This is a genomic window from Candidatus Methylacidiphilales bacterium (assembly GCA_028713655.1).
In the GTDB taxonomy this organism is placed as follows: Bacteria; Verrucomicrobiota; Verrucomicrobiia; order Methylacidiphilales; family JAAUTS01; genus JAQTNW01.
This window is the reverse complement of sequence record JAQTNW010000007.1, coordinates 20,974-42,475: the sequence shown is the minus strand read 5'-3', so window position 1 is coordinate 42,475 and position 21,502 is coordinate 20,974. Positions and strand designations below refer to the sequence as shown.

Below are 21,502 nucleotides of genomic sequence, written 5' to 3'. Positions count from 1 at the left end.
AATTTATCTAACATTTGCGTTCTTCCTCTAAAACCACAAATAAACCTATGAAACTCGCATCCAACACCCCCGCCACCAAAACCGCCCGCTGCCGCGAAGTCCTCAGCGAGGACCTGCATCACGGCCAGGACTACGATGGTGTGACAGTTATCAACCCCTTCATTGGACTATGAACAGTATTCATGTCCTTGCTGGCATCATTTTGTTAGCAACCCAAATGTAGGGGGAACCCATTGATGCCGACTGCAGATTCCAGCGCAGCGTTGCCGCCGTCCCGGGAAACTCCCCGGGTGATCGAGCATTTGTTCCGGCATGAATGGGGAAAGATGGTTGCGACTCTGACGCACATTTTTGGCGTGGAGCATCTGGGGTTGGCGGAGGACGTGGTCCAGGAAGCGCTCGCCCGTGCATTGCAGACCTGGCCCTATTACGGTGTCCCGGAAAATCCTTCCGCGTGGATCATGCGGGCTTCCCGAAACCTGGCGCTGGATGTGCTGCGGCGCAAAAAAGTTTTTCGCGACAAGGAGGCCGAAATCACCCTTTTGATGGAACAAACCGGTTCAGACGAAATGGTTTTCAGCGAGGATGAAATCAGGGACGACCGTTTGCGGATGATGTTCGTGTGCTGCCATCCGCTCATTCCGGGAGAGGCGCAGGCCGCGCTGGCATTGAAAACCCTTTGCGGTTTCAGCCCGGGCGAAATCGCGCAAGCTTTCCTGACAACCGAGGCGGCGATTGCAAAGCGCTTGACGCGGGCGAAACAAAATATTCACGAAGCCCGGATACCCTTCGAGATTCCTGCGGGCGCAGAGTTGGCGCAGCGGTTGGACGGAGTTTTGCAATCGCTCTACCTGCTCTTCAACGAAGGTTATAAGGCTTCCAGCGGTGAAAAATTGGTTCGTGAGGAAATATGCCACGAAGCCATCCGGCTGACGGGCTTGCTGGCGGAACATCCGGCTGGGAACCAGCCCAGGACGCACGCATTGCTGGCGCTGATGTTATTTAGCGCCGCGCGCATTCCAACGCGGGTGGATGGGGAGGGGAACCTGCTCCGGCTCCAGGAGCAGGACCGCACGCAATGGGATTGGCCGATGATCGCGCGCGGCATGGTTCATTTTTCACAATCGGCTGTGGGTGGCGAGATCGCCGAGTATCATCTCCAGGCAGGCATAGCCGCCTGCCACTGCTCGGCGAAGGATTACGAATCCACGGATTGGCCGAAAATTTTGTCACTGTATGATCATCTGCTTGAATTCGATAATTCGCCGGTCGTTGCCCTCAATCGTGCCATTGTGGTGGCAAATATCGAGGGGCCGGAAGCAGGTCTTGCTGCGATTGACGCCATCCAAGATAGGAAGAAGTTGAATTCATATTATTTGCTTCATGCAGTATTGGGCGAATTTGAGGCGCGGCTGAATCATTCGGAAACCGCTGCGGGTCATTTCCAAAAATCGCTGCAACTGGCCGGAATCAAGTCGGAGCGAATATTTCTGTACAAAAAACTCCAGGCGTGTGAAGAGCAAACCGACGCAATGAAGCTCAGGGCCATGTAAGCAATATTATCAGTTGCCAGACGCTCGTTCTGTTTCCATGCTTTGCTAAGTTTCAACCCATGAGCCCCAAAATTTCCGCCAATACCGCTTCGATCCAGCAGACGATCCAATCCCTTTTGCAACAACTGATCGCCGATGGCACGGAACGCGGCATGCAGGTTGCCGCGTATTGCGAGGGTCGGCTTGTCGTGGATGCATGGGCCGGTATCGCCAATCATCAAACCGGCATGACCGTGGACGGCGACACGCTATTCCCGGTTTTTTCCGTCAGCAAAGGGCTGGCGGCAACGGTTGTTCACCGCCTTGTGGAGCGCGGCGAGCTGTCCTACGACAGTCCAATTGCCGAGATATGGCCCGAATTCACGGCACATGGGAAAGAACGCATTACGCTGCGCCAGGGGCTGAGCCATACCGCCGGGCTGCCCTATATGCCCAAGGGAATCGGGTATGCCGAACTGGCGGATTGGAAGCGCATGTGTGCGGCCATCGCGGGCCTAACACCAGCGTGGACTCCGGGAAGCCGTGCCCAATATCATGCAATCACCTATGGCTGGATCGTGGGCGAACCCGCGTGTCGTGCCACCGGGCATTCGTTTCCGGATTTGTTGCAGGAGGAAATTGTCAAGCCTCTCGGCATGGAGGCGATGTATCTGGGCATTCCGGATCAAGTCGAATCACGCGTGGCGCTGCTGGAGGACTATAATAAGGAGTTTGTCCCGCCTGATGACACACAGCCGCAATCGATCCCCGGTTGGACGCAGCCATTGCACACGATGATGAATCGGCCTGACATGTGGCATGCCTGCCTTCCCGCAACCACCGGCATCATGAGCGCCCGTGCGCTGGCGCGCCACTATGCCGCCTTATTGCCGGGTGGAGTGGATGGCGTGGAATTGCTCCCGCCTGAGAGGGTATTTGAGGCAACGGCCTGGCAGAAACTGGATGCGCCGGCCAAAGGGTATTCCGACAAGTTGCTAGGCTATCAACCGGTTGGGGAATTTGAGCCGGGCCGTAAGGTCGCGAGGTTTGGGCATGGAGGCCACGGCGGCGCGATTGGGTTTGCGGACCTCGAACGCAGGCTGGCCGTGGCGGTGACAAAAAATCTTTTCAACAAGCATGACAGCACCGGCAGAATATTGCTTGAATTGGACAAGGCCTTTCCAGGGAAGGAATGAAGTTCCGGATCGGCCTGGCAGGAATTCCAACGGCCGGATTCAAGCGTGTTTCGGCAGAAGTTTTCGCAGCCATCTGGTGGTTTCGTCGCGATCAATCGCGCTGGATGCCACTGCGAGCACGAGTTCTTCCCAATCCGGGCCATCAGTTTTCGGTTCGATTTCGTTGAGCCGCAAAAACACGATGCATGCGCCCAGTGCCGTCCGTTTGTTTCCGTCAATGAAGGGGTGGTTCCGGCACAGATAGAACAGATAGGCTGCCGCTACTTCGCCCAAGTCCTTGTAGGGTGACTTTCCGCCAAAGCTTGCTTGTGGCGCGGCCACTGCCGATTCCAGCAAGGCTACATCCCGCACACCTTCCGATCCTCCAAATCTAGTGATGGCCTCGGCATGAATTTCATGTACGATTTCGACGCTGAGGTGGAAACAATTCTCCGGCGTGGCGCTCATGCCAGCTTCTTCATGGTCCGCGCATAATCCTTCATCGTTGCCTTGATGACGCCAGATACCTTTGCTGCTGACGTCCTGGGGCGCAGGGGTGTCAGGGTAATGGTGCCGCCCTCGTGGATTTCCACGTTGATTTCATCGCCGGGCTTGAGATGCGCGAGCTCCATCAGGGCCGCGTCGAAGATGAGGCCCTGCGAATTGCCGATCCTGGTGATCGTCTTGGTCATGATGTAAAACTATGTTTAACGCATCCCGATGTCAAGACGATGGAGCGTGGCCTGTCGGAACAGGGAATTTAAATTCTTTTATTTTGCATGCAAAACTGCTTATAGTTCCGGCTTCATGCATCGGAACCTGTCACAGATCGTTTTGTTTGGCTGCGTGGTCCTTTGTTTGGACCTGGCGCAGGCCGAAGATCAGCGCTTTGAGCAGATTGTGCAAAGCAAGTCCGATGATACGGCGCTAGTCGGCAACCATTCCATACTCAAGTCCGACACCGTGAATTTGGAATTCCGGGTGAACCCGTTGAATGCCAATTGGAACAAGACCACGGCAACGAACACAGTCAATAACAACCTTGGGGTGGTTTACAATTATCAACTTACCCGCCAGGCCGGGATTTCGCAGGAGTACAGCGTTGGCATCAAAGCTCAACAGCAGGATCTCTCCGACCCGTCTTATCTGGCCGATTACGGCAGCATGCTGGATCAGCGGTACATTACGCGCCTGAAAATGACCCCCTCCCAAAAGCTGAACTGGAGCATTTTCAATGAACTGGGCACCCAGATGCGAAATGATCGCACTTCTGCCAACGATGTCTGGCGTTATGGAACAAATCTGGACTGGCAGTTTATGCCCCAAACCACATTGCATCCGGAAATTTCGATGGAAAATCATTCCGAAGGCATGGGACAGTTTTGGTCGCGCCGTGAATACGGCGTCACCCTGCGCCGCGATCTGTTTCAGAACAAGCTCAGCCTGAACTTCCGTCCGTCCGATCAAATGGACGAGCAATACTGGCTGGGCGGACGCAACAGCGATGATTTTAAAATGGAAAGCTCCCTGGTATGGAAGGTGGCGGATAAAAATTCTCTGAGCTTCGGCAACCGCAAGGAGGATATCGAAGCATTGAACCAAAACTACGGCGAATCGGTTTCCACATACTTTGCCGAATGGGCGCAGAATCCGTATCCGGAGATCAACATGCGGTTGCGCGCCGAATACGAGTCGCGGGAAATCAACGACGGAGCAACAAACCCCTTGCGCGATACGGTGCGTTTTGTCGCGAGCCCGCGCTGGAATTTCAACGACGGCTTGAGCGCGGGCGCCGAATTTCGTTACAGCCATGGCACGGGCAGCGATTACACCCAGTCGAAGGAAGACGAGGCGCTGCTGCTTTCGCTGAGCCGTTCGTTTTGAGGGTTACAAGGGCAACATCACAGAGAATCCACGCTCTGTTCTTGAAAGATATTGTTGTGCAGCAACAACAAATTGTTGTAGTGTTAATACAACAATAAACCCTATGAACACCCCACATCAGAATTTCGCTTCGTTTTTCAGGGCACTGCGAAAGGAAAGACGAATTACTTTACGAGCCTTCTGCGAGAAAGCAGGGGCCGATCCAGGTAACATCAGCCGTATGGAGCGGAGAGCTATACCTCCGCCTCAGGATAGAGAAATCCTTACGCGATATGCCAAGGCTTTGAATTTAGCGAAAGGCAGCGACGAATGGTATCTATTCTTCGATCTCGCAGCCGCCGATCGAGGCATCATTCCACAAGACCTCATGGAGGATGAAGAGTTGGTGAAGGAGCTGCCTGCATTTTTTAGAACACTCCGAGGGCAGAAACCTACAGAAGCCGAGATGCGGAAGGTCATTGAGAAGATTCGAAAAAGTTAAGACATGTCAACAGACCCTCGGACCTTCAAAGCCCCCTTCATTGACCAGCAGCAGTGTTGGAATGAAGCCGATAGATTCAGACAGCAATACTGGTCTTCCGGCGAGATTCCAGTGGATGTTTTGGCCATAGCCGAATTCGATCTCAATCTTGAAATCAGAACCATTACAGGCCTGAAAGAAAATGCCGACGTGGATGCCCTTTTATTGGGGGACTGGACGACCCTCATCGTGGATCAGCAGCAGTATCTGGACGATCGGTTTATCAATCGGCTACGGTTCAGCATTGCTCACGAGCTAGGTCATTATGTCCTGCACGAAGAGGTTTTTAAGGCAATACCACGAGGGAACTCGGATGAGTGGATTGTATTTATGCAAGATATGCCCGACAAGGAATATGGCTTACTGGAGTATCATGCGAATGAGTTCGCAGGCCGCTTTCTGGTTCCAATCGATAGTCTGAAGACGGAATTTGAGAATGTTCTCTCTGAAGTGGAGCAAAACGGCATGGCTCGTCACAATCTCAGTGATGCACATCTGTCCTATCTCTGCATCCCACTAGCTAGGCGCTTTGCCGTTTCGGAGGAGGTGATTGAACGCAGGCTAACTCGTGAAAAGCTCTGGCCGTTATAGCAATGGACTACTTTGCGTCGCAGGCCATGCTCCTTTGAAATTACTGGAAAATTCTTTAATCTTTCCCGGCAAAATGCCATGCTCCGGCCATGAACATTAAACGTCTCATCCTCGCCATCGCCGCGGTGTTTGCAGTGGTATTCATCACGGATTATTTCATTCATCGGGTCTGGCTGATGCCCACGTACCAGGCGACTGCCAGCCTTTGGCGCCCCCAGGGACAGATGTGTTCGCACATCGGCTGGCTGACTTTGGCTCAACTTTTATGGTCGGCGACCTTCGTTGTCCTCTGGGCAAAAGGTTTTGCGGAAAAGGCATGCCCGGTTTGCGCGGTTCTATTCGGGTTATTCATGGGCGTCTTTTTCGAAACCAATTCGCTGATCTCTTATGCCGTGCAACCGTTGCCGTGTTGTCTGGCGTTGAAATGGATCATCTCCGGAGTTGGACAAAGCGTGCTGGCCGCCTTGGTTGCCTATCTGGTTTATAAACCGAATCCCTCCACAGGGGAGAAGTGATGTGGATCAAATCTGGCGTCTCGTGTTCCATGCCCAACCTTTCTGAATCGTGAAATGCGTTGTCGCCATCACCGGGGCGAGCGGCTCGATCTACGCCCAACGGCTTTTGCAAAACCTGGATCAGCCGGGTCATGAGGTGCATGTGGTCCTCAGCAGTCATGCACACGAAGTGGCAAAATGCGAACTGGACGGGCTGAAAATTCCGGAAAAATTTCCCGTCTATGACGACCAGAGCATGCAGGTGCCGTTTGTCAGCGGTTCCTCAAAAATCGCCAGCATGGTGATAGTTCCGTGCTCGATGGGCACGGTCGGACGGATCGCGTACGGCTATTCCGACAGCACAATCACCCGCGCTGCGGATGTTTTTTTGAAAGAGAAAAGGAAATTGATTCTGGTGCCGCGTGAGACGCCTTGGAATCTGATTCACGCGCGCAACATCGTCACTGTGATCGAAGCGGGGGCGATTGTTCTGCCCGCCATTCCATCCTACTACGGCCGGCCCCGGACTGTGGAAGAGGTGGCGGATACGGTTGTCGCTCGCATCCTGGATCATCTCGGAGTTGAAAATGACCTCGTCAAGCGCTGGAAAGTTCAGCGCGAGGGGCGGGAGGATTAGTTTTAGTATGTCTTCTCGTCCATTGTCCCTGGCCTCCCGCGTGGCAGGCTTGTTTGAATTCGTCAAATTTTCACACACGATTTTCGCGCTGCCTTTTGCGTTGATGTCCATGCTGGTGGCGGGGCAGGGAAGACCCGGCTGGCGCGCCTTGTTTTGGATTTTGCTTTGCATGGTGGGCGCCCGCACAGCAGCCATGTGTTTCAACCGCCTGGCGGATTGGGAAATCGACAAACAAAATCCGCGCACGGCATTACGCCACACCTTGATTCCAAAATCGCTGGGCTGGGCATTGATGTCCGTTTCGCTGGCCCTGCTGGTTTTCGGCGCGTGGCGGTTGAATCCGCTTTGTTTGTATCTGAGCCCGCTGGCGATCGTGCTGGTCTTGTCCTATTCGCTGACCAAACGGTTCACGGCCTATTCGCATTTCTTTCTGGGTCTGGCCTTGAGCGCCGCGCCCATGGGCGCATGGGCCGCGCTGCGCGGCGAATTGACTTCGCTTGCGCCCTGGGTACTGGCCGCATCGGTGCTGGCCTGGGTTTTTGGGTTCGACTTGATTTACGCGACGCTCGACATGGAATTTGATCGGAGCAAGGGGCTTTACAGTTTTCCCGCCCGTTACGGTTTGAGGCCGAGCCTGCGTCTGGCCCAGGTGCTGCATGTTGCGGCGGCTATCGGGTTTGCCTGTTTTGGATGGATCGCGGGGCTGGGGCCGATTTATGCCGTGGCTTGGGCGCTGGCCTCGGCCGGCCTTCTCTATGAACACCGCTTGTGCAGGACTTCCGACCCGGTATCCATCAATAAAGCTTTCTTTCAGGTCAACGCCTTCGTTAGCATAACGCTCTTGCTCGGAGCATGTTTGGATTTATGGATACGACGTTGAAAGGCCGGCTGGCTGCCATCGAAGAAAAAGTTTTTTCGCGGGATCGGATCTCCGATGAGGAAGCGCTGTGCCTGCTCCGCCATGCGGAACTGCATGATCTCGGACGGATGGCCAACTTCGTGCGCGAAGCCAAAAACGGCAACGAAGCCACCTACGTCATCAATCGTTACCTGAATTATTCCAACATCTGCATCCTCGACTGCCAGTTCTGCTCCTTTGCCCGGAAGAAACGGGACGCCGATGCCTTTGAATATTCCACTGCGGAGATGGTCGAGGCTGCGCGGCAGTCGGTGAAGGATGGCGTTACTGAAATTCATATCGTCGGCGGCCTGCATCCCGGGCTGCCGTTTGATTATTACACCGGAATGTTAGCCGAGTTGAAAAAGGTGGATCCCAAGCTGTCGCTCAAAGCCTTTACCGCCATCGAAATCCGGCATCTGGCCGAGCGGGTGGCGAAGAAATCGATCCGTGAAACGCTGGAGCTTTTACAGGAATCCGGCCTCGACGCGTTGACCGGCGGCGGGGCCGAGATTTTCGATCCGGCGGTGCGCGACAAAATCTGCCGCGGAAAAGAAACCGCCGACGAATGGCTGGAGGTGCATCGCGAATGGCATCGCATGGGCCGGCGCAGCACCTGCACGATGTTGTACGGGCATGTGGAGACGATTGAGCAACGCATCGATCATCTGCGCCGCCTGCGCGAATTGCAGGATGAAACCGGCGGTTTCACGGCTTTCATTCCGTATGCCTTCGAGCCTGAGAACAACGAACTCAGTCATTTGAAACGCATCTCCGGTTTGGATGAGCTTCGGACCCTTGCCCTGGCGCGGATTTATCTGGATAACTTCGACCATCTCACGGCGTATTGGATCAGTACGGGCTTGTCCCTGGCGACAGTGAGCCTGAGCTATGGGGTGGATGACCTGCACGGCACAATCGTGGAGGAAAAAATATTTCACATGGCGGGGGCCAAAACCCCGGCAGCCATGACGGTGGGGCGGCTGGAAAAGGCGATCCGCGAGGCGGGCCGGAATCCCCGCCAGCGCGACACGGTCTATCGCAAGATTCCGGGTGAAAACCGCGGAAGAAGCCCCGTGCTTCAACAATCCTGACAATGAGTTGTTCCGATTGCACCTTGGAACGGCTGGCCCGGCATTCCATCGGTTCTGTGCCTTACCTGAATGTCAGGCCGCTGGTGCATGCGTTGCCTGACAACATAAAATATCTGGAACCGGTTCCGTTGGCGCGGGATTTTGCCGCGGGCAAGTTCGACATCGCGTTGCTGCCGGTTGCGGCGTCATTTGAGAGTCCGGGTTGCCGGATTGTGGACGGACCGGCCATTGCCTCCGACGGGCCGGTTCGCAGCGTTATTCTGGTACTGGAGAAACCGTTGCAGCAGGCGCGTACAATAGCGCTGGATTCCGCCTCCAAAACTTCCGCCAATCTGGTCAAGGTTCTGTGCGAGAGGCATTGGGGTATTTTTCCGGCCTACGTGCCCGAGGGAGTTCCGGCGGATGCGGAGCTGTGGATTGGAGACCGGGCCTTGAAAATTCAGGGCGGCAATTCCCGGCGCGAAATCCTGGATTTGGGCGCTGCATGGAAGGAATTCACGGGCCTGCCCTTTATCTATGCGGCGTGGGTGATTGCGCCGCATTCGGAAATCGCTCCGGACGAGATCGAACTGTTCCGGCGCAAAAGCCTGGAAGGATTGGAGGCGCGCGGGCGGATTGCAGGGAATCCTGTCGAACTGGATTATCTGACAAATTGCATTCGCTATAAGATGGACTCCTCGTACAAGCTTGGCATGGCCCGCTTTGCGGAGGAATTGAGGAATCTCGGCCTGCTGCCCGCCGGAGCGCCCGGGCTGCCAAGCTTCATTTAACGAAATCCCAGTGTTAAGTCCCTGGCGCTGTCAGCTTTCAGCAGTCGGCTGTCAGATGTCCGCGCAGCGGACTTTGGAGTGCGTCCGCCGCGACGGACGCTTTGCATGTGTATTAACGACCTGTCGCCCGCAGAAAAAGCGGCGTCGTGCCGCCGCAGTCCAAAAAACCGCGTACATCAGCGGTTAATCAATATGCTGGTTTCGAAGAGATGGAGTTTGAGTAAGTTCCTCATCCGTATTATCCGCGATATCAGTGGTTAAGATTCATGTTTAAGTCTTTTTGGTTCCTTTGCGTTCCTTCGTGTCCTTCCTGTAAAAAGTGTTTTGTTTTGGGTTCAAAGATGGATTTGCGTTTGAACAAAACCTTGCTATCTTGATTCCCATAACCCCAAACCCCTCGGAGGACTATTCCATGATCCGCAAATCCCTGCTCTTGTCTTCAACCCTGTTGTTCCTCGCTGTCGTTCTTGGCTCGCCGCAGGCCTGGGCCCAGGAAAAAAAGCATGATGTCACCCTCAAAGGCGAGATTGTCGATCTCATGTGCTACCTGGACCATGGCGGCAAAGGTGAAAAACATGCCGGCTGTGCCAAAACCTGCATCGAATCGGGCGGACCTGTCGGCCTGCTCACCGCGTCAGGCGATCTTTACCTTGTTATTGGCGAGCACAAACCCATAAACGACAAACTGGCGGCCTATGCGGCCAAGGAAGTCACGCTCAAGGGCGATGTGGCCGAACGCAACGGCGTCAAGCTTTTGGAAAACACAACCATTGTTCAATAAGATTTGACCGGATTCTCAGGGGGAACCGGACGGGCTGTCGTCGTGGGGATATTCTCCACGCGCCTCCGCTGCAAATAAATAAAATAAGGCCGATATGAATCACATCCATCATCTCATCACGATGCTCTTGCTGCCCGAATACCAGCATATCCTCGTCAACCATGTGCCGCTGACCGGGCTGGGTGTGGCGGTGATCGTCCTCGCTGTGGGCGTTGTTTTCCGGGCCCGCTCGGTTGTTCTGACTGGATTGTTGGTCGTGGCCCTCACGACCGGTTCGATTGCCCTGGTGACGTACACCGGGGATCGCGCGGCAGATCGCGTGCAGTCGATGACTGACAAGGACGGGGAGGCGTGGCTGCACCGGCACGAGGCATTGGCGGATCGCTGGAGCAAGCTTTATTACGCCACCGCTGCGCTGGCATTGATCGCGTTGATTGTGACATTGGCGGCCCCCAAGATTCAGACATTTGCGGGGTTTCTGGTGCTTGTGCTGGCGGTTGCCAGCTTGGGCGCGGGTTTTTACATTGCCGAAGCCGGCGGCCAGATCCGGCACCGCGAGTTTCGCGTTGCCCCGCCGCCGCCCACGCCTGCGGAATCGGATCACGCGGTTTAATGTCTTTGGATTGGGGAGCGCGGGCGTCCCGCCCGTACAGCCGGGCATCATGCCCGGCGATGCTTGTTCATCTGTATCCATCTGCGTGAATCCGCGGTTAAACTTTCGCTTGCTTTCCTGGTACCGCTGGCCGATTCTAATTTTGTTAGTAAATTCTCGCGCCACACATGAAGCCCATTTCTTTGCTTCTTCTTCTCGCGTTAATGCTTTGTCTTCCCAGCACCGGGCTTTGCCGCGCGGAAGCGACGTTTGGCACGTTGAGTGAAATGATTGAGAATTCGGATTATATCGTCATCGCCACCGTTGAACACAAATCGCCGGTGCTCTATATAGACGGCTGGGTCAAATACGAATGCAGGTTTTTGTATTGGCTGAAAGCTCCTGCCCCAGATTCGAAAGAAAAGCTTGCACTCGCAGAAATACCGAAGCCCGGAAAAAAAGTGCAGCCGGTTCCCTTGTATTCATTGGAATTGAACGGTAGGGAGTTGGACTATCCCTCCGGCGCTCCACGGAGCAAGTCTGTCCTTTTGGTGGATGACCACGAAAAGCCTTACCACCGATTGATTGAGGGAGATAAATTGATGCCGGGATCAACATCACATCTGCCCATGTACAATCACTATCATCTCTTGTTTTTGCAGAAGAATGACGACGGAAAAGGTTATGTTACAGTTGGCGATTATCAGTCGATCCTCCCGGTAAGTCCGCTTCTGGACATCACAATGCTGCCGCCTCAGCCGCAGATGCCCGCGTCTGAAAATTTGGCCGATGCGCAATCGAAGGTCAAAATGACCCTCGAAGAGGAGATTCGTTTCATTCTCAAGGACTACATCGCATTCAAGGAGAAGGAACTTGTTCTGATAAACAAAGACCTGGAGGAAGTGTTAAAGGATAAGACTCGATAGGTTTTGTTGTTCTATTCCCGGCCCACCCGATCCATAATCTCCCAGGCCTTTTGAATATAGAACCGGTAGCTTGAAAGCGGCGTGCCGTTGGGCACCCGGTGGTCCAGCCCCAGGATACAGCCGCCGCTACGCACCATCGGCGGGATCTTGTATTCCAATTCGGCTGTGATCTTCTCCTTGCTCTGGCGGAGAATGTGCTTGTCAATCCCGCCCATGAAGGCCAGTCGATTGCCGTATTGTGCTCGTAATTGAACGATATCCATCCCCGCCATGGGTTCGCAGGGATACATGAAATTGACGCCCGCCTCCAGAAAAGAGGGAATCACAGGCCTCATGTCGCCGTCGCTGTCCTGCATGAACAGGCGCGTTCCGCGGCTGCTCAATAAATCCCAGATGGACCGGTAATATGGAACGATGAATTCCATGACCTGCCTGGGCCCAAACAACGGCCCGCTGCAGCCCGCCATGTCTTCATGTACATGCAACAGATCCACCTTTACCTCCTTAGTCATGCGTTCCAGCACGCGGAAGGCGGTTTGGCCGATGGTCTGAAGAATGTCATGGATGAGTTCCGGCTCCTCATAACACGCTATTGCCAGCGCTTCCTCCCCCATCAACTGCCGAGGCTCGTCAAATCCTCCCGGGATCGCAGCGACTGTTGTCATTCCAGGAGAAGGTGGCCGCCAATTTCCTGACAACCGCTCCTCGCAAAACTCATAGTGATGTTTGATGCGCAACCAATCCTGCATGGTCTTGACCGGATGCGTCGCAGGCAAGGCGAGCGTGGAGTTTTTTTTGCTCATCTCCATCTTGCGCCCCATTGCATCGCGATACACCAGAAGGTCTTCTGTTTCTTCGAGAATTTCATCGGGATCGCCTCCGAGCCATCCACACTGGGTTGGAAGCCAAAAACTCTCGGCCCAACGATAGTGGAATGCGGAAAAGTCCAATTCCTCCGCAGTTGCGCCCTGGGTCGCCCATTCCTCTTTGAGCCCAATGATAGGGCCGAAAATCTCCGTGAACATCGGACGGGCGTTCGTCCGAAAAGTCATGTAATCAAGATATTCCTCGCGCGGCACGATTTCGCCCTTGCGGCGAATGCCCAGGCGCGCATGGGCCGAACTGATCTTTTGTGCGTCTGTAGTCATAATCTATAGCATTGTGCTAGAAACCATGCTTTGAAGCCGCCCGGCAGGATGCGGCAACCCCCAGCCGGTCCATGAAAAGGGCGTCGTAGGCCGCATCGTCTAAAATTTGCGTTTCCGCACCGCGGTAGTGGAACTGTAACGCGCGCCGGCGTTGAGACGAACGATTGCGCGCTGTCTCGTGAGGAATCATGCCGTAGAAAAACAGTGCTCCGCCCGCCGGGAGCGGAACGGGCCGCGCCCGCTCGACCTTGAGCAGTGCGGGATCGATCTCGCAATCCATTCCGTGATGGTGCTTGAATCCACCCTCTTTGTGGCCGCCCGGGATCACGTTCATGCAACCGTTTTCCACCGTGGCATCATCCAGTGCGATCCAGACTCCGATGATTTGATCGAGCGGTGTCACGGAGAAGTACGCGTTGTCCTGGTGCCAGGGTTTTTCGCTCCCGATGAGCGCGGGCTTTACCAAAGCCATCTCCTGAAAAAGAATCGGATCGGGGCCGATCAAAGACGAAACCACGTCATGCAGGCGGCTGCCGGGAGACACGATTTTCTGAAACACTTCATCCTCATCACAAAATGACATAAATTTCCGGATATAACCGTTGATTTCCTCGAAGCTTCGTCCAGTTGGATCGAACTCCGGCTCGACTTGGATCATCGAGCGACTTTTCGGACGCTGGTAGGAGGCTCCGAGACGGTTGTCGCGTTTGCCGAGGCGTGGCGGGGTGTAACGCGAGTCATTTGATTCGACAAGCTCGCGGGCCGTGCGCTCAAGCGCCTGGCAACATTGCCCGACTTCCTGAGGTGTCAGGACATTGCAAAAGGCGAGGTAGCCTTGCGTTTGATATTGCATGATTTGATCGTTCGAGAGCCTTTTCGGACATACCGGCAAGGAGGAATCTTGAAGGTTCATGGGTAATTAACATGGGTATCTGCCCTGGAAAAAACAATGGACAGAGCAATCAAAGTATTGCATAAATCGATCATAAGCGAACTCACCTCCATCCTTCCGATTCAAATTGACCGGCCGCGCCTGGAACACTGCGAACCTGCCTGGCGCTGGGTGCCCGCGCCTTTTGGTGATTTCGATATTTGGATTGTTCTCGCGGGGCGGGGAAGGCTGGTTTTTGGCGATACTCCGTACGCCTTGCGGGCCGGAATCGGTTTTGTCTTTCAACCCGGGGATCGTATCGAAGCCACGCACGATTCCGAAAATCCGTTGGTGGTGTTTGCCTGTCACTTTCTCCGCACAGAGCCACAGTTGGAAACGAGCCGTTTCTTTCCACACCTGTTTCATTATACCATCAGCGACATCGACTTCACCGGACGCTGTGCGGAACAGGCAACCCATGCCTACGAGCAAGGCCCGGCGGGCCGATTGCTCGCGGCGGCCTTCGTTGGGCAGCTTGTTTCGCAAGGCCTTTTGCTCAGTGAGCGAAGGCATGCGGCCCATCCGGCTGACGAAAAGCTTGCCGCGCTTGCCTTGGAAATCCGTTCCCGGCCCGGCGCGGAGTGGGACGCGCCGTCAATGGCAAGCCGCTGTGCTCTTTCTATCCCTCAATTCAACCGCCGCTTTTTGCAGGCGTTCGGATTGTCGGCGCGGCAATATGTTCTTCGCGAGCGCATCAACCGGGCTGCGACCCTGCTGCGGGAAACGGAGTTGTCGATCCAGGAAATCGCCGCTGCTCTCGGTTATCGCGATGTTTTTTATTTTCATCGTCAGTTCCGGCAATTGCTGGGCCAGACCCCGCTCGAGATGCGGCGGTTATCGGGAAGGCGCAAAACAGGGGTTCACCGCTGAGGAGGCAGAGGCTGAAGACAATGTGGAGTGCGGTGACAACCTCCTTCGTTAAAATTATGGAGGTCAAGAGTCCGCAGGGTGCGACACCGCTTTTTGGCTGTTCCAACAAATCGAAACCCCCTGTCTTCCCCCTTTTCAGGGGGATAGCGAAAGTTCTGCCAGCGCACTCCATGGTGCCGGACGCGTGGGGGAATTTGCGCTCGAGAGGATTATTTCAGCAAAGCTGAAATGTTGCAGGATGACTTCGTTTTGAGAATAAGCCGCTTTGCGGCTGTGTTCTGGATTGCCACGTCGTTCAGACTGCGCCTGAACTCCTCGCAATGACGCGATGGTTTGTTATCGCACGGGGAATTGCGCTCGAGAGGATTATTTCAGCAAAGCTGAAATGTTGCGGGATGACTTCGTTTTGAGAATAAGCCGCTTTGCGGCTGTGTTCTGGATTGCCACGTCGTTCAGACTGCGCCTGAACTCCTCGCAATGACGCGATGGTTTGTTATCGCACGGGGAATTGCGCTCGAGAGGACTCGAACCTCCATGGGTTACCCCACAAGCACCTCAAGCTTGCGCGTCTGCCATTTCGCCACGAGCGCGTTTTGTGGACAAAACGAAAGATTGCCGCGGCTGGGGCCGCGGTTCAAGACGAAATCGTGGCGAAATCATTGAACCCCCTGTTGCCCCAGGTTGTTGCCAAATGGCCTCCGGCTGGTTGGGAAGGCCGCTATAGCGGCACGCAAACGCCACGAGCGCGTTTTGTGGACAAAACGAAAGATTGCCGCGGCATGGGCCGCGGTTCAAGAGGAAATCGCGGCAAAATTATTAATCCCACTTTCCCCAAAAAAGGTTTTCATGTCCGCTAAAGCCCGCCGTGGCGGGCAAACAAAGCAGCGAAGGAAAGGCAGGACGTATTTTTAACAGGATTAACGGGATTGACAGGATGAAAAGCAGAATGATTTCACAAGAACAACACCGGATTTGGCTGTGGTTTGAAAACTTTCCGCCCAATTTTTGCGCTTTTTAGCGGCCAAAACTTCGTGACTTGGTGTCTTCGTGGTTCAATTATGATAATCCTGCAACGCCTTGACGGTCAGGCCGCTGCGTTTCATGGAACGGATGCCTTTGACGGTCGCCTGCGCGGCGGCGAGGGTGGTCATGACCGGCACCTTGCAATAAAGGGCCGTGGTGCGAATGAGCACTTCATCCGCCCGTGCCACAGGACCGGACGGACTGTTGATGACCAGGGCCAGATCGTTGTTCTTGATCAAATCGATCACATTTGGCCTGCCTTCCGCCAGTTTGTGCAGAATGGTGACGGGCACGCCGGCTTTTTCGAGCGCCGTGGCGGTGCCGCTGGTGCTGCAAATCGTGAAGCCCAATTCCACCAATTCGCGCGCGACTCCCATTGCGCCCGGTTTGTCCGTGTCGCCCACGCTGATGAAAATTTTTCCCTCCAACGGCAGGGGGGCGCCGGCCGCCATTTGAGTTTTCGCATAGGCGATGCCGAAGTCGGCATCCATTCCCATGACTTCGCCGGTCGATTTCATCTCGGGTCCGAGCAGGATGTCCACCCCGCGGAATTTTGCGAATGGGAAGACGGCTTCCTTCACGTTGAAATGTTTCGGCACCACTTCCTTGGTAAAACCGATGTCTTTTAATTTTTGGCCCGCCATGACCAGCGAGGCGTACTTGGCCAGCGGCACCCCGATGGCTTTGCTGACAAACGGAACCGTCCGAGAGGCGCGCGGGTTGACTTCGAGGATGTACACCACTTCGCCTTTGACGGCAAACTGCACGTTCATGAGCCCCTTGACGCCCAGTTCGCGGGCCATGGCGACGGTGGCGCGGCGGATTTCGTCCACCACGGATGCTTTAAGCGAATACGCGGGAATGACGCAGGCACTGTCGCCCGAATGCACGCCGGCGCGCTCGATGTGTTCCATGACGGCGCCGATGACAAAGGTCTCGCCGTCGGCAATGCAATCGACATCGACTTCGGTGGCGTCGTCGAGAAAGTGATCGATGAGCACCGGACGGTCGGGGGAAACTTCCACGCACGTTTGCATGTATTTCCGGAGTTCGTCGTCGTTATAGATGATCTGCATGTTGCGCCCGCCGAGCACGAAGGAGGGCCGCATCAGAACGGGGTAGCCGGTCGTGTGTGCGCCTTTGATGGCCTCCGCTTCGTTGGTGGCGGTGGCGTTCTCGGGCTGGCGCAGCTTGAGTTTTTGGAGCATCTCCTGGAAAAGTTTGCGGTCTTCCGCGCGCGTGATGGCTTCGACTGAGGTGCCGATGATGCGAACGCCCGCGGCCGCGAGATCGCCGGAAAGATTCAACGGGGTCTGGCCTCCGAACTGGGCAATGACGCCCAGCACCTGGTCTTCCGTGTTTTCGGCCTCGTAGATGTTCAACACATCCTCGACCGTCAGGGGCTCGAAGTAGAGCTTGTCGGAAATGTCGTAGTCGGTGGAAACGGTTTCAGGATTCGAATTGACCATGATGGACTCGAAGCCGGCTTCGCGCAGGGCGAGGCTGGCGTGGACGCAGCAATAATCAAACTCGATGCCCTGGCCGATTCGATTCGGTCCGCCGCCGAGGATGATGATTTTTTTGCGGTCGGTCTTTTTTGTCTCGTTGTCGCCCCGGTCGTAGGTCGAATAAAAATACGGCGTGTAGGCCTCGAATTCCGCGGCGCAGGTATCCACCAAACGAAAAGCCGGAACAATGCCATGCGCTTTGCGGTAGTCGCGAAAGCTTTTGATTTGGAGTTTAAAGTTTAAAGTCTTAAGTTTTAAGTTTTTGGATTGCAGCGCCGCGAGCTGGGCATCCGAGAAGCCGTAGGACTTGGCTTGTTCCAGAAGTGGCAGGGATGAGGGATCCAGAAGGTCGGCTTTCTCGATTTCCAAAGAAAGGTCGAAAAGCTGTTTCATGTTTTCCAGGAACCAGACGTCGATGGCGCTGAGGTCGTGGATTTGCTGGACGGTGTAGCCGCACTGGAAGGCGTGGGTGATCCACCAGAGCCGTTGGTTGCCCGGCACGCGCAATTTGGTGCGGATCAATTCGTCCGGTTCGCGGGCTTGCGCGGTTCCGAAGGCGAGGGAGCCGTCGCGGCCCTTGAGATCGAGGGAGCGGACCGCTTTTTGGAGCGATTCCTTGAAGGTGCGGCCGATGGCCATCGCTTCGCCCACGCTTTTCATCTGCGACGTGAGGGTCGGGTCGGCGCCCGGGAATTTTTCAAACGTGAAACGCGGGATCTTGGTGACGACGTAGTCGATGGTCGGTTCGAAAGACGCGGGAGTTTCGCGCGTGATGTCGTTTTTCAACTCGTCCAGCTTGTAACCCACGGCCAGTTTGGCGGCGATCTTGGCGATGGGGAAGCCGGTGGCCTTCGAGGCGAGCGCGGAGGAACGCGAGACGCGCGGGTTCATTTCAATGACGATCATCCGCCCGGTTTTGGGATCGACGGAGAACTGGATGTTGGACCCGCCGGTCTCGACGCCGATTTCGCGGATGACGGCGAAGGAGGCGTCCCGCATGCGCTGGTATTCCTTGTCTGTGAGCGTTTGGATAGGCGCCACGGTGATGCTGTCGCCGGTGTGGACGCCCATGGGATCGAAATTTTCTATGGAGCAGATGACGACGCAGTTGTCCGCCTTGTCGCGCATGACTTCCATTTCGTATTCCTTCCAGCCGAGCAGGCATTCCTCGATGAGGACTTCGCCGACGGGGGAGAGGTCGATGCCGCGTTGTGTGGTGTCCTCGAATTCGTCCTTGTTGTAGGCGATGCCGCCGCCCGTGCCGCCGAGGGTGAAGGCGGGGCGGATGATGAGCGGGTAGGAGCCGATCTTTTTGGCGATGGCGCGGGCTTCGTCCATGTTGTGGGCGGTGCCGGATTTCGGGACATCGAGCCCGATCTTGATCATGCAGTCCTTGAAAATCTGGCGGTCCTCGCCTTTGTTGATGGCTTCGGCATTGGCCCCGATCATCTTCACGCCGTACTTGTCGAGCACGCCGGATTTGTGCAGCGACATGGCGGTGTTGAGGGCCGTCTGGCCGCCGAGTGTGGGAAGCAGCGCGTCGGGTTTTTCCTGGGCGATGATCCGTTCAACCACTTCGGGGGTGATGGGCTCGATGAAGGTCCGGTGTGAAAACTCCGGGTCCGTCATGATGGTGGCGGGGTTGCTGTTGATGAGAATGACCCGGTAACCTTCCTCGCGCAGGGCCTTGCAAGCCTGGACGCCGGAGTAGTCGAACTCGCAGGCTTGGCCGATGACAATGGGACCGGAACCGATGACTAGAATGGACTGAATATCTGTTCGCTTGGGCACGGCGCAAGGTTGCCAAGCCGGTGTAAGTTGCCAAGCAAAAGCTGCAAAACCGCCTCAAAATAAGGCAGTTCCAATTCAAGAAAAATCTCATTCAGGCGGTTTTGTTTTTAACCCGGATGTGAATGCTCCTTGATTGTGCCCGGTCCTTGGGTTGGACCCTTTGCAGGGGTTTTCAGAAGCGTGTGAAACATCCGGATTGCCGCGTGTACTTCCAGTGCCGCGCCACAAGCGCCAACAGGTTGATTATTAAAATGAGCATGAAATATGCAGGTTAAAAAGGCTTCCTCTACTGCGGACAAGCAGGTATATAAGGCCAAGGGTCAAGGAGGGGTAAACTGTGCAAAAGGAAAGTTTTAAAAGGATGGCGACTGAATCATCCCAAACCGGCGGGGCGGCGAATCTTCGGGCAGCGTTGCCCAAGCCAGTGGAGCCCGATCCGGCGGACGCCAGAGTCCGGCAGATCGAAACGGAAAAGCGCGAATTACAGGCGCAGATCGATGAATTGGCCGCATGGCAGACGAAGGCGGTGGCCGCCGCCGATGCGATCTATGCCAAGCATCAACAGCTTTTGAAGGAGTTGTCGGAGAGCAAAGCCGCTTTAAACGAAGCCGAGTCCAAGCTGTCGATGCACAAGCGTGAAATCGATATTCTGAAACTTGATTTTAAAAACCTGCAACAGGCCCTGGCCCGGGCCGAGCAGGAAGCCAATCACGGGCGGCACACGGAATCCGAGTTGGAACGCTGCAAAAAGCGCCTCGCGGAACTGGAATCGAAGGCCATAGTCTAAAACATCCGCAGATTGCGCAGATGAACGCAGATAGAAAATTTTCACGCTAAGACGCCAAGCCGCAAAGAAAAACATTTTGAACCACGGATAACTCAGATGGGCACGGATTCAAATTCAGCACCAGCAAAGTATTTTTTTGACAGGATTTACAGGATTTCAAGCTTCTCTTAATCCTTTGCGTTTTTTTTGCGCTTTCCTGCTCGCGACGTATGTCGGAGTTCGCGCCCGGAGAATCTGTCCTGTGGCGGATTTGTAAGTTTTTAAGCTTTTCCTTAGCGCCCTTCGCGATCTTTCTGTAAAATGGGTTTGCCGATTTTATGCCGTTACGATCCTTATTTGTTGATTTCAACTCCTACTTCGCCTCGGTGGAGCAGCACCTCCAGCCCCGGCTGAGGGGCAAACCCGTGGCTGTGGTGCCGGTGCTGGCCGATACGACCTGCTGCATCGCCGCCAGCTACGAGGCCAAGCGATTCGGCGTCAAGACGGGCACGAGGGTCGGCGACGCCAAAAAACTGTGCCCCGGCTTGAAGATCATCGAGGCGCGCCCGTCGCTTTATGTGGAATACCACAGGAAACTTGTGGACATGGTCGAATCCTGCATGCACGTCAGCCGGGTATTGTCGATTGACGAAATGGACTGCGAACTGACAGGCCGCTGGCAGAAGCGCGAGGAGGCTCTGGCGCTGGCCCGGCAGATCAAGGAAAGCATTTCCAAACAAATCGGCCCGGCGCTCCGTTGTTCGATCGGCATTGCCCCGAACACCTTTCTGGCCAAGACAGCCTCCGACATGCAAAAGCCCGACGGCCTGGTGGTGATTGAGGAAAAGGACCTGCCGGATTGCCTCTACCGGCTCGAATTGCGGGACTTTTGCGGCATTGGCGAAAACATGGAGCGCCGGCTCCGCGAGCACGGGATTTGCACGGTCAAGGATATGTGTACCGCCAGCCGGAATGCGCTTCATGCCGCATGGGGAAGCATCGAGGGCGAAAGGATGTATGAATTGCTGCGGGGCAGGGTCGTGCCGGATCGGGAAACGGAGCACCGCTCGGTCGGCCATTCGCATGTGCTGCCTCCGGAGGAGCGCAACAACGCCGACGCCTTTGCCGTCCTGAACCGGCTCCTGCAAAAAGCCGCGATGCGATTGCGGAAAATGGAATACCTGGCTGGCGGGTTGTCGCTGACGGTCAAATATTCCGGGGACAAGCGCTGGAACGACGAGATTCATATCACGGAAACGGACGACTCGCTGGAATTACTGCGCCTGATGAAGCAGCTTTGGGAAAAGCGCGGACGGCCGTCTGCGGCGCCCATCGCGGTGGGGGTTGTCCTGTCCCGATTGGTGCATCGCGGCAATTTTACGCCGTCGCTGTTTGTGAAAGCCGCCGGGCGGAAGAATTCGCTTAACAAAGCGGTGGATTCCTTGAACGAAAAATTCGGGAAAAACGCCGTTTATTTCGGCGGGGCGCACGAGGCGCTGGAATCGGCGCCGCTGCGGATTGCGTTCAACCGGATACCCGATCTGGAAACGGAAGGGGATTAGGCTGAATGC

Annotated in this window: 22 protein-coding genes and 1 tRNA gene; 17 read left to right on the top strand and 6 right to left on the bottom strand. The window is 55.3% G+C overall.

What is annotated here, in order from left to right:
- The first annotated feature begins 47 nt into the window (after window positions 1–47).
- From PHD76_03775 to PHD76_03765, 3 genes are all read left to right on the top strand, one after another.
- A complete protein-coding gene (locus PHD76_03775; protein ID MDD5260947.1) occupies window positions 48–173 on the top strand; it encodes a hypothetical protein in 126 nt (41 codons plus the stop codon).
- Window positions 174–236: 63 nt separating this feature from the next.
- Window positions 237–1,553 (top strand): sigma factor, encoded by a 1,317-nt coding sequence (locus tag PHD76_03770; protein ID MDD5260946.1) that lies wholly within the window; start codon window positions 237–239, stop codon window positions 1,551–1,553.
- Window positions 1,554–1,612: 59 nt separating this feature from the next.
- Window positions 1,613–2,728, top strand: coding sequence for a serine hydrolase (locus PHD76_03765; GenBank protein ID MDD5260945.1), 1,116 nt, complete (start codon window positions 1,613–1,615; stop codon window positions 2,726–2,728).
- Window positions 2,729–2,767: 39 nt separating this feature from the next.
- Here the strand turns inward: PHD76_03765 and PHD76_03760 are convergent, their stop codons facing one another.
- Together PHD76_03760 and PHD76_03755 are read right to left on the bottom strand one after the other, a co-directional pair.
- A complete protein-coding gene (locus tag PHD76_03760) occupies window positions 2,768–3,175 on the bottom strand; it encodes a type II toxin-antitoxin system death-on-curing family toxin (protein MDD5260944.1) in 408 nt (135 codons plus the stop codon).
- Complete coding sequence (locus PHD76_03755; protein ID MDD5260943.1) at window positions 3,172–3,399, bottom strand: hypothetical protein; 228 nt, start codon at window positions 3,397–3,399, stop codon at window positions 3,172–3,174. Before PHD76_03755 ends, PHD76_03760 begins: the two co-directional genes overlap by 4 nt.
- A gap of 115 nt (window positions 3,400–3,514) precedes the next feature.
- Here PHD76_03755 and PHD76_03750 point away from each other — a divergent pair, with 115 nt between their 5' ends.
- From PHD76_03750 to PHD76_03700, 11 genes are all read left to right on the top strand, one after another.
- Entirely contained in the window at window positions 3,515–4,591 is a 1,077-nt protein-coding gene (locus PHD76_03750) for a hypothetical protein (GenBank protein ID MDD5260942.1), read from the top strand.
- 103 nt (window positions 4,592–4,694) lie between these two features.
- Window positions 4,695–5,072 carry a helix-turn-helix transcriptional regulator gene (locus PHD76_03745; protein ID MDD5260941.1) on the top strand — a complete coding sequence of 126 codons (378 nt, stop codon included), beginning with the start codon at window positions 4,695–4,697 and terminating at the stop codon, window positions 5,070–5,072.
- Window positions 5,073–5,075: 3 nt separating this feature from the next.
- On the top strand, window positions 5,076–5,702 hold the full coding sequence (locus tag PHD76_03740) for an ImmA/IrrE family metallo-endopeptidase (protein ID MDD5260940.1): 627 nt from the start codon (window positions 5,076–5,078) through the stop codon (window positions 5,700–5,702).
- An 89-nt stretch (window positions 5,703–5,791) separates the two neighbouring features.
- Window positions 5,792–6,217 carry a hypothetical protein gene (locus tag PHD76_03735; protein MDD5260939.1) on the top strand — a complete coding sequence of 142 codons (426 nt, stop codon included), beginning with the start codon at window positions 5,792–5,794 and terminating at the stop codon, window positions 6,215–6,217.
- Between the two features lie 49 nt (window positions 6,218–6,266).
- A complete protein-coding gene (locus PHD76_03730) occupies window positions 6,267–6,833 on the top strand; it encodes a UbiX family flavin prenyltransferase (protein ID MDD5260938.1) in 567 nt (188 codons plus the stop codon).
- A gap of 7 nt (window positions 6,834–6,840) precedes the next feature.
- Window positions 6,841–7,713, top strand: coding sequence for a putative 4-hydroxybenzoate polyprenyltransferase (gene ubiA, locus PHD76_03725; GenBank protein ID MDD5260937.1), 873 nt, complete (start codon window positions 6,841–6,843; stop codon window positions 7,711–7,713).
- The gene (gene mqnE / locus PHD76_03720) at window positions 7,698–8,825 is read left to right on the top strand and encodes an aminofutalosine synthase MqnE (GenBank protein ID MDD5260936.1); all 1,128 of its coding nucleotides are present in this window, start codon (window positions 7,698–7,700) and stop codon (window positions 8,823–8,825) included. Before ubiA ends, mqnE begins: the two co-directional genes overlap by 16 nt.
- A 2-nt stretch (window positions 8,826–8,827) precedes the next feature.
- Complete coding sequence (locus PHD76_03715; GenBank protein MDD5260935.1) at window positions 8,828–9,595, top strand: menaquinone biosynthesis protein; 768 nt, start codon at window positions 8,828–8,830, stop codon at window positions 9,593–9,595.
- A 373-nt stretch (window positions 9,596–9,968) separates the two neighbouring features.
- The gene (locus tag PHD76_03710; protein MDD5260934.1) at window positions 9,969–10,376 is read left to right on the top strand and encodes a hypothetical protein; all 408 of its coding nucleotides are present in this window, start codon (window positions 9,969–9,971) and stop codon (window positions 10,374–10,376) included.
- Window positions 10,377–10,470: 94 nt separating this feature from the next.
- Window positions 10,471–10,989, top strand: a complete 519-nt coding sequence (locus tag PHD76_03705) for a hypothetical protein (GenBank protein ID MDD5260933.1) — start codon at window positions 10,471–10,473, stop codon at window positions 10,987–10,989.
- Window positions 10,990–11,255: 266 nt separating this feature from the next.
- Window positions 11,256–11,894 (top strand): hypothetical protein, encoded by a 639-nt coding sequence (locus tag PHD76_03700; GenBank protein ID MDD5260932.1) that lies wholly within the window; start codon window positions 11,256–11,258, stop codon window positions 11,892–11,894.
- 11 nt (window positions 11,895–11,905) lie between these two features.
- On the opposite strand, the gene PHD76_03695 is transcribed toward PHD76_03700, so the two are convergent.
- Together PHD76_03695 and PHD76_03690 are read right to left on the bottom strand one after the other, a co-directional pair.
- Window positions 11,906–13,042 carry a uroporphyrinogen decarboxylase family protein gene (locus PHD76_03695; protein MDD5260931.1) on the bottom strand — a complete coding sequence of 379 codons (1,137 nt, stop codon included), beginning with the start codon at window positions 13,040–13,042 and terminating at the stop codon, window positions 11,906–11,908.
- Between the two features lie 16 nt (window positions 13,043–13,058).
- Complete coding sequence (locus tag PHD76_03690; GenBank protein ID MDD5260930.1) at window positions 13,059–13,955, bottom strand: phytanoyl-CoA dioxygenase family protein; 897 nt, start codon at window positions 13,953–13,955, stop codon at window positions 13,059–13,061.
- Window positions 13,956–13,991: 36 nt separating this feature from the next.
- On the opposite strand from PHD76_03690, the gene PHD76_03685 reads away from it, so the two are divergent.
- Window positions 13,992–14,843: an AraC family transcriptional regulator gene (locus PHD76_03685; protein ID MDD5260929.1), complete on the top strand. Its 852-nt coding sequence runs from the start codon at window positions 13,992–13,994 to the stop codon at window positions 14,841–14,843.
- 509 nt (window positions 14,844–15,352) lie between these two features.
- Here PHD76_03685 and PHD76_03680 read toward each other — a convergent pair.
- Window positions 15,353–15,433 (bottom strand) — tRNA-Leu (locus tag PHD76_03680).
- A 462-nt stretch (window positions 15,434–15,895) separates the two neighbouring features.
- On the bottom strand, window positions 15,896–19,165 hold the full coding sequence (carB, locus tag PHD76_03675) for a carbamoyl-phosphate synthase large subunit (GenBank protein MDD5260928.1): 3,270 nt from the start codon (window positions 19,163–19,165) through the stop codon (window positions 15,896–15,898).
- A 361-nt stretch (window positions 19,166–19,526) separates the two neighbouring features.
- On the opposite strand from carB, the gene PHD76_03670 reads away from it, so the two are divergent.
- Window positions 19,527–19,952: a hypothetical protein gene (locus PHD76_03670; GenBank protein MDD5260927.1), complete on the top strand. Its 426-nt coding sequence runs from the start codon at window positions 19,527–19,529 to the stop codon at window positions 19,950–19,952.
- 317 nt (window positions 19,953–20,269) lie between these two features.
- Complete coding sequence (locus tag PHD76_03665) at window positions 20,270–21,493, top strand: hypothetical protein (GenBank protein MDD5260926.1); 1,224 nt, start codon at window positions 20,270–20,272, stop codon at window positions 21,491–21,493.
- Window positions 21,494–21,502: the final 9 nt, after the last annotated feature.

What these genes read in the sequence shown, in the direction of transcription:
- PHD76_03670 (MDD5260927.1), top strand. Translation starts at nt 19,527, where the DNA reads ATGGCGACTGAATCATCCCAAACCGGCGGGGCGGCGAATCTTCGGGCA.
- PHD76_03705 (MDD5260933.1), top strand. Translation starts at nt 10,471, where the DNA reads ATGAATCACATCCATCATCTCATCACGATGCTCTTGCTGCCCGAATAC.
- PHD76_03665 (MDD5260926.1), top strand. Translation starts at nt 20,270, where the DNA reads ATGCCGTTACGATCCTTATTTGTTGATTTCAACTCCTACTTCGCCTCG.
- PHD76_03690 (MDD5260930.1), bottom strand. Translation starts at nt 13,955, where the DNA reads ATGAACCTTCAAGATTCCTCCTTGCCGGTATGTCCGAAAAGGCTCTCG.
- PHD76_03695 (MDD5260931.1), bottom strand. Translation starts at nt 13,042, where the DNA reads ATGACTACAGACGCACAAAAGATCAGTTCGGCCCATGCGCGCCTGGGC.
- ubiA (MDD5260937.1), top strand. Translation starts at nt 6,841, where the DNA reads ATGTCTTCTCGTCCATTGTCCCTGGCCTCCCGCGTGGCAGGCTTGTTT.
- PHD76_03770 (MDD5260946.1), top strand. Translation starts at nt 237, where the DNA reads ATGCCGACTGCAGATTCCAGCGCAGCGTTGCCGCCGTCCCGGGAAACT.
- mqnE (MDD5260936.1), top strand. Translation starts at nt 7,698, where the DNA reads ATGGATACGACGTTGAAAGGCCGGCTGGCTGCCATCGAAGAAAAAGTT.
- PHD76_03765 (MDD5260945.1), top strand. Translation starts at nt 1,613, where the DNA reads ATGAGCCCCAAAATTTCCGCCAATACCGCTTCGATCCAGCAGACGATC.
- PHD76_03700 (MDD5260932.1), top strand. Translation starts at nt 11,256, where the DNA reads ATGATTGAGAATTCGGATTATATCGTCATCGCCACCGTTGAACACAAA.
- PHD76_03750 (MDD5260942.1), top strand. Translation starts at nt 3,515, where the DNA reads ATGCATCGGAACCTGTCACAGATCGTTTTGTTTGGCTGCGTGGTCCTT.
- PHD76_03755 (MDD5260943.1), bottom strand. Translation starts at nt 3,399, where the DNA reads ATGACCAAGACGATCACCAGGATCGGCAATTCGCAGGGCCTCATCTTC.
- PHD76_03760 (MDD5260944.1), bottom strand. Translation starts at nt 3,175, where the DNA reads ATGAGCGCCACGCCGGAGAATTGTTTCCACCTCAGCGTCGAAATCGTA.
- PHD76_03745 (MDD5260941.1), top strand. Translation starts at nt 4,695, where the DNA reads ATGAACACCCCACATCAGAATTTCGCTTCGTTTTTCAGGGCACTGCGA.
- PHD76_03735 (MDD5260939.1), top strand. Translation starts at nt 5,792, where the DNA reads ATGAACATTAAACGTCTCATCCTCGCCATCGCCGCGGTGTTTGCAGTG.
- PHD76_03775 (MDD5260947.1), top strand. Translation starts at nt 48, where the DNA reads ATGAAACTCGCATCCAACACCCCCGCCACCAAAACCGCCCGCTGCCGC.
- PHD76_03740 (MDD5260940.1), top strand. Translation starts at nt 5,076, where the DNA reads ATGTCAACAGACCCTCGGACCTTCAAAGCCCCCTTCATTGACCAGCAG.
- PHD76_03715 (MDD5260935.1), top strand. Translation starts at nt 8,828, where the DNA reads ATGAGTTGTTCCGATTGCACCTTGGAACGGCTGGCCCGGCATTCCATC.
- PHD76_03685 (MDD5260929.1), top strand. Translation starts at nt 13,992, where the DNA reads ATGGACAGAGCAATCAAAGTATTGCATAAATCGATCATAAGCGAACTC.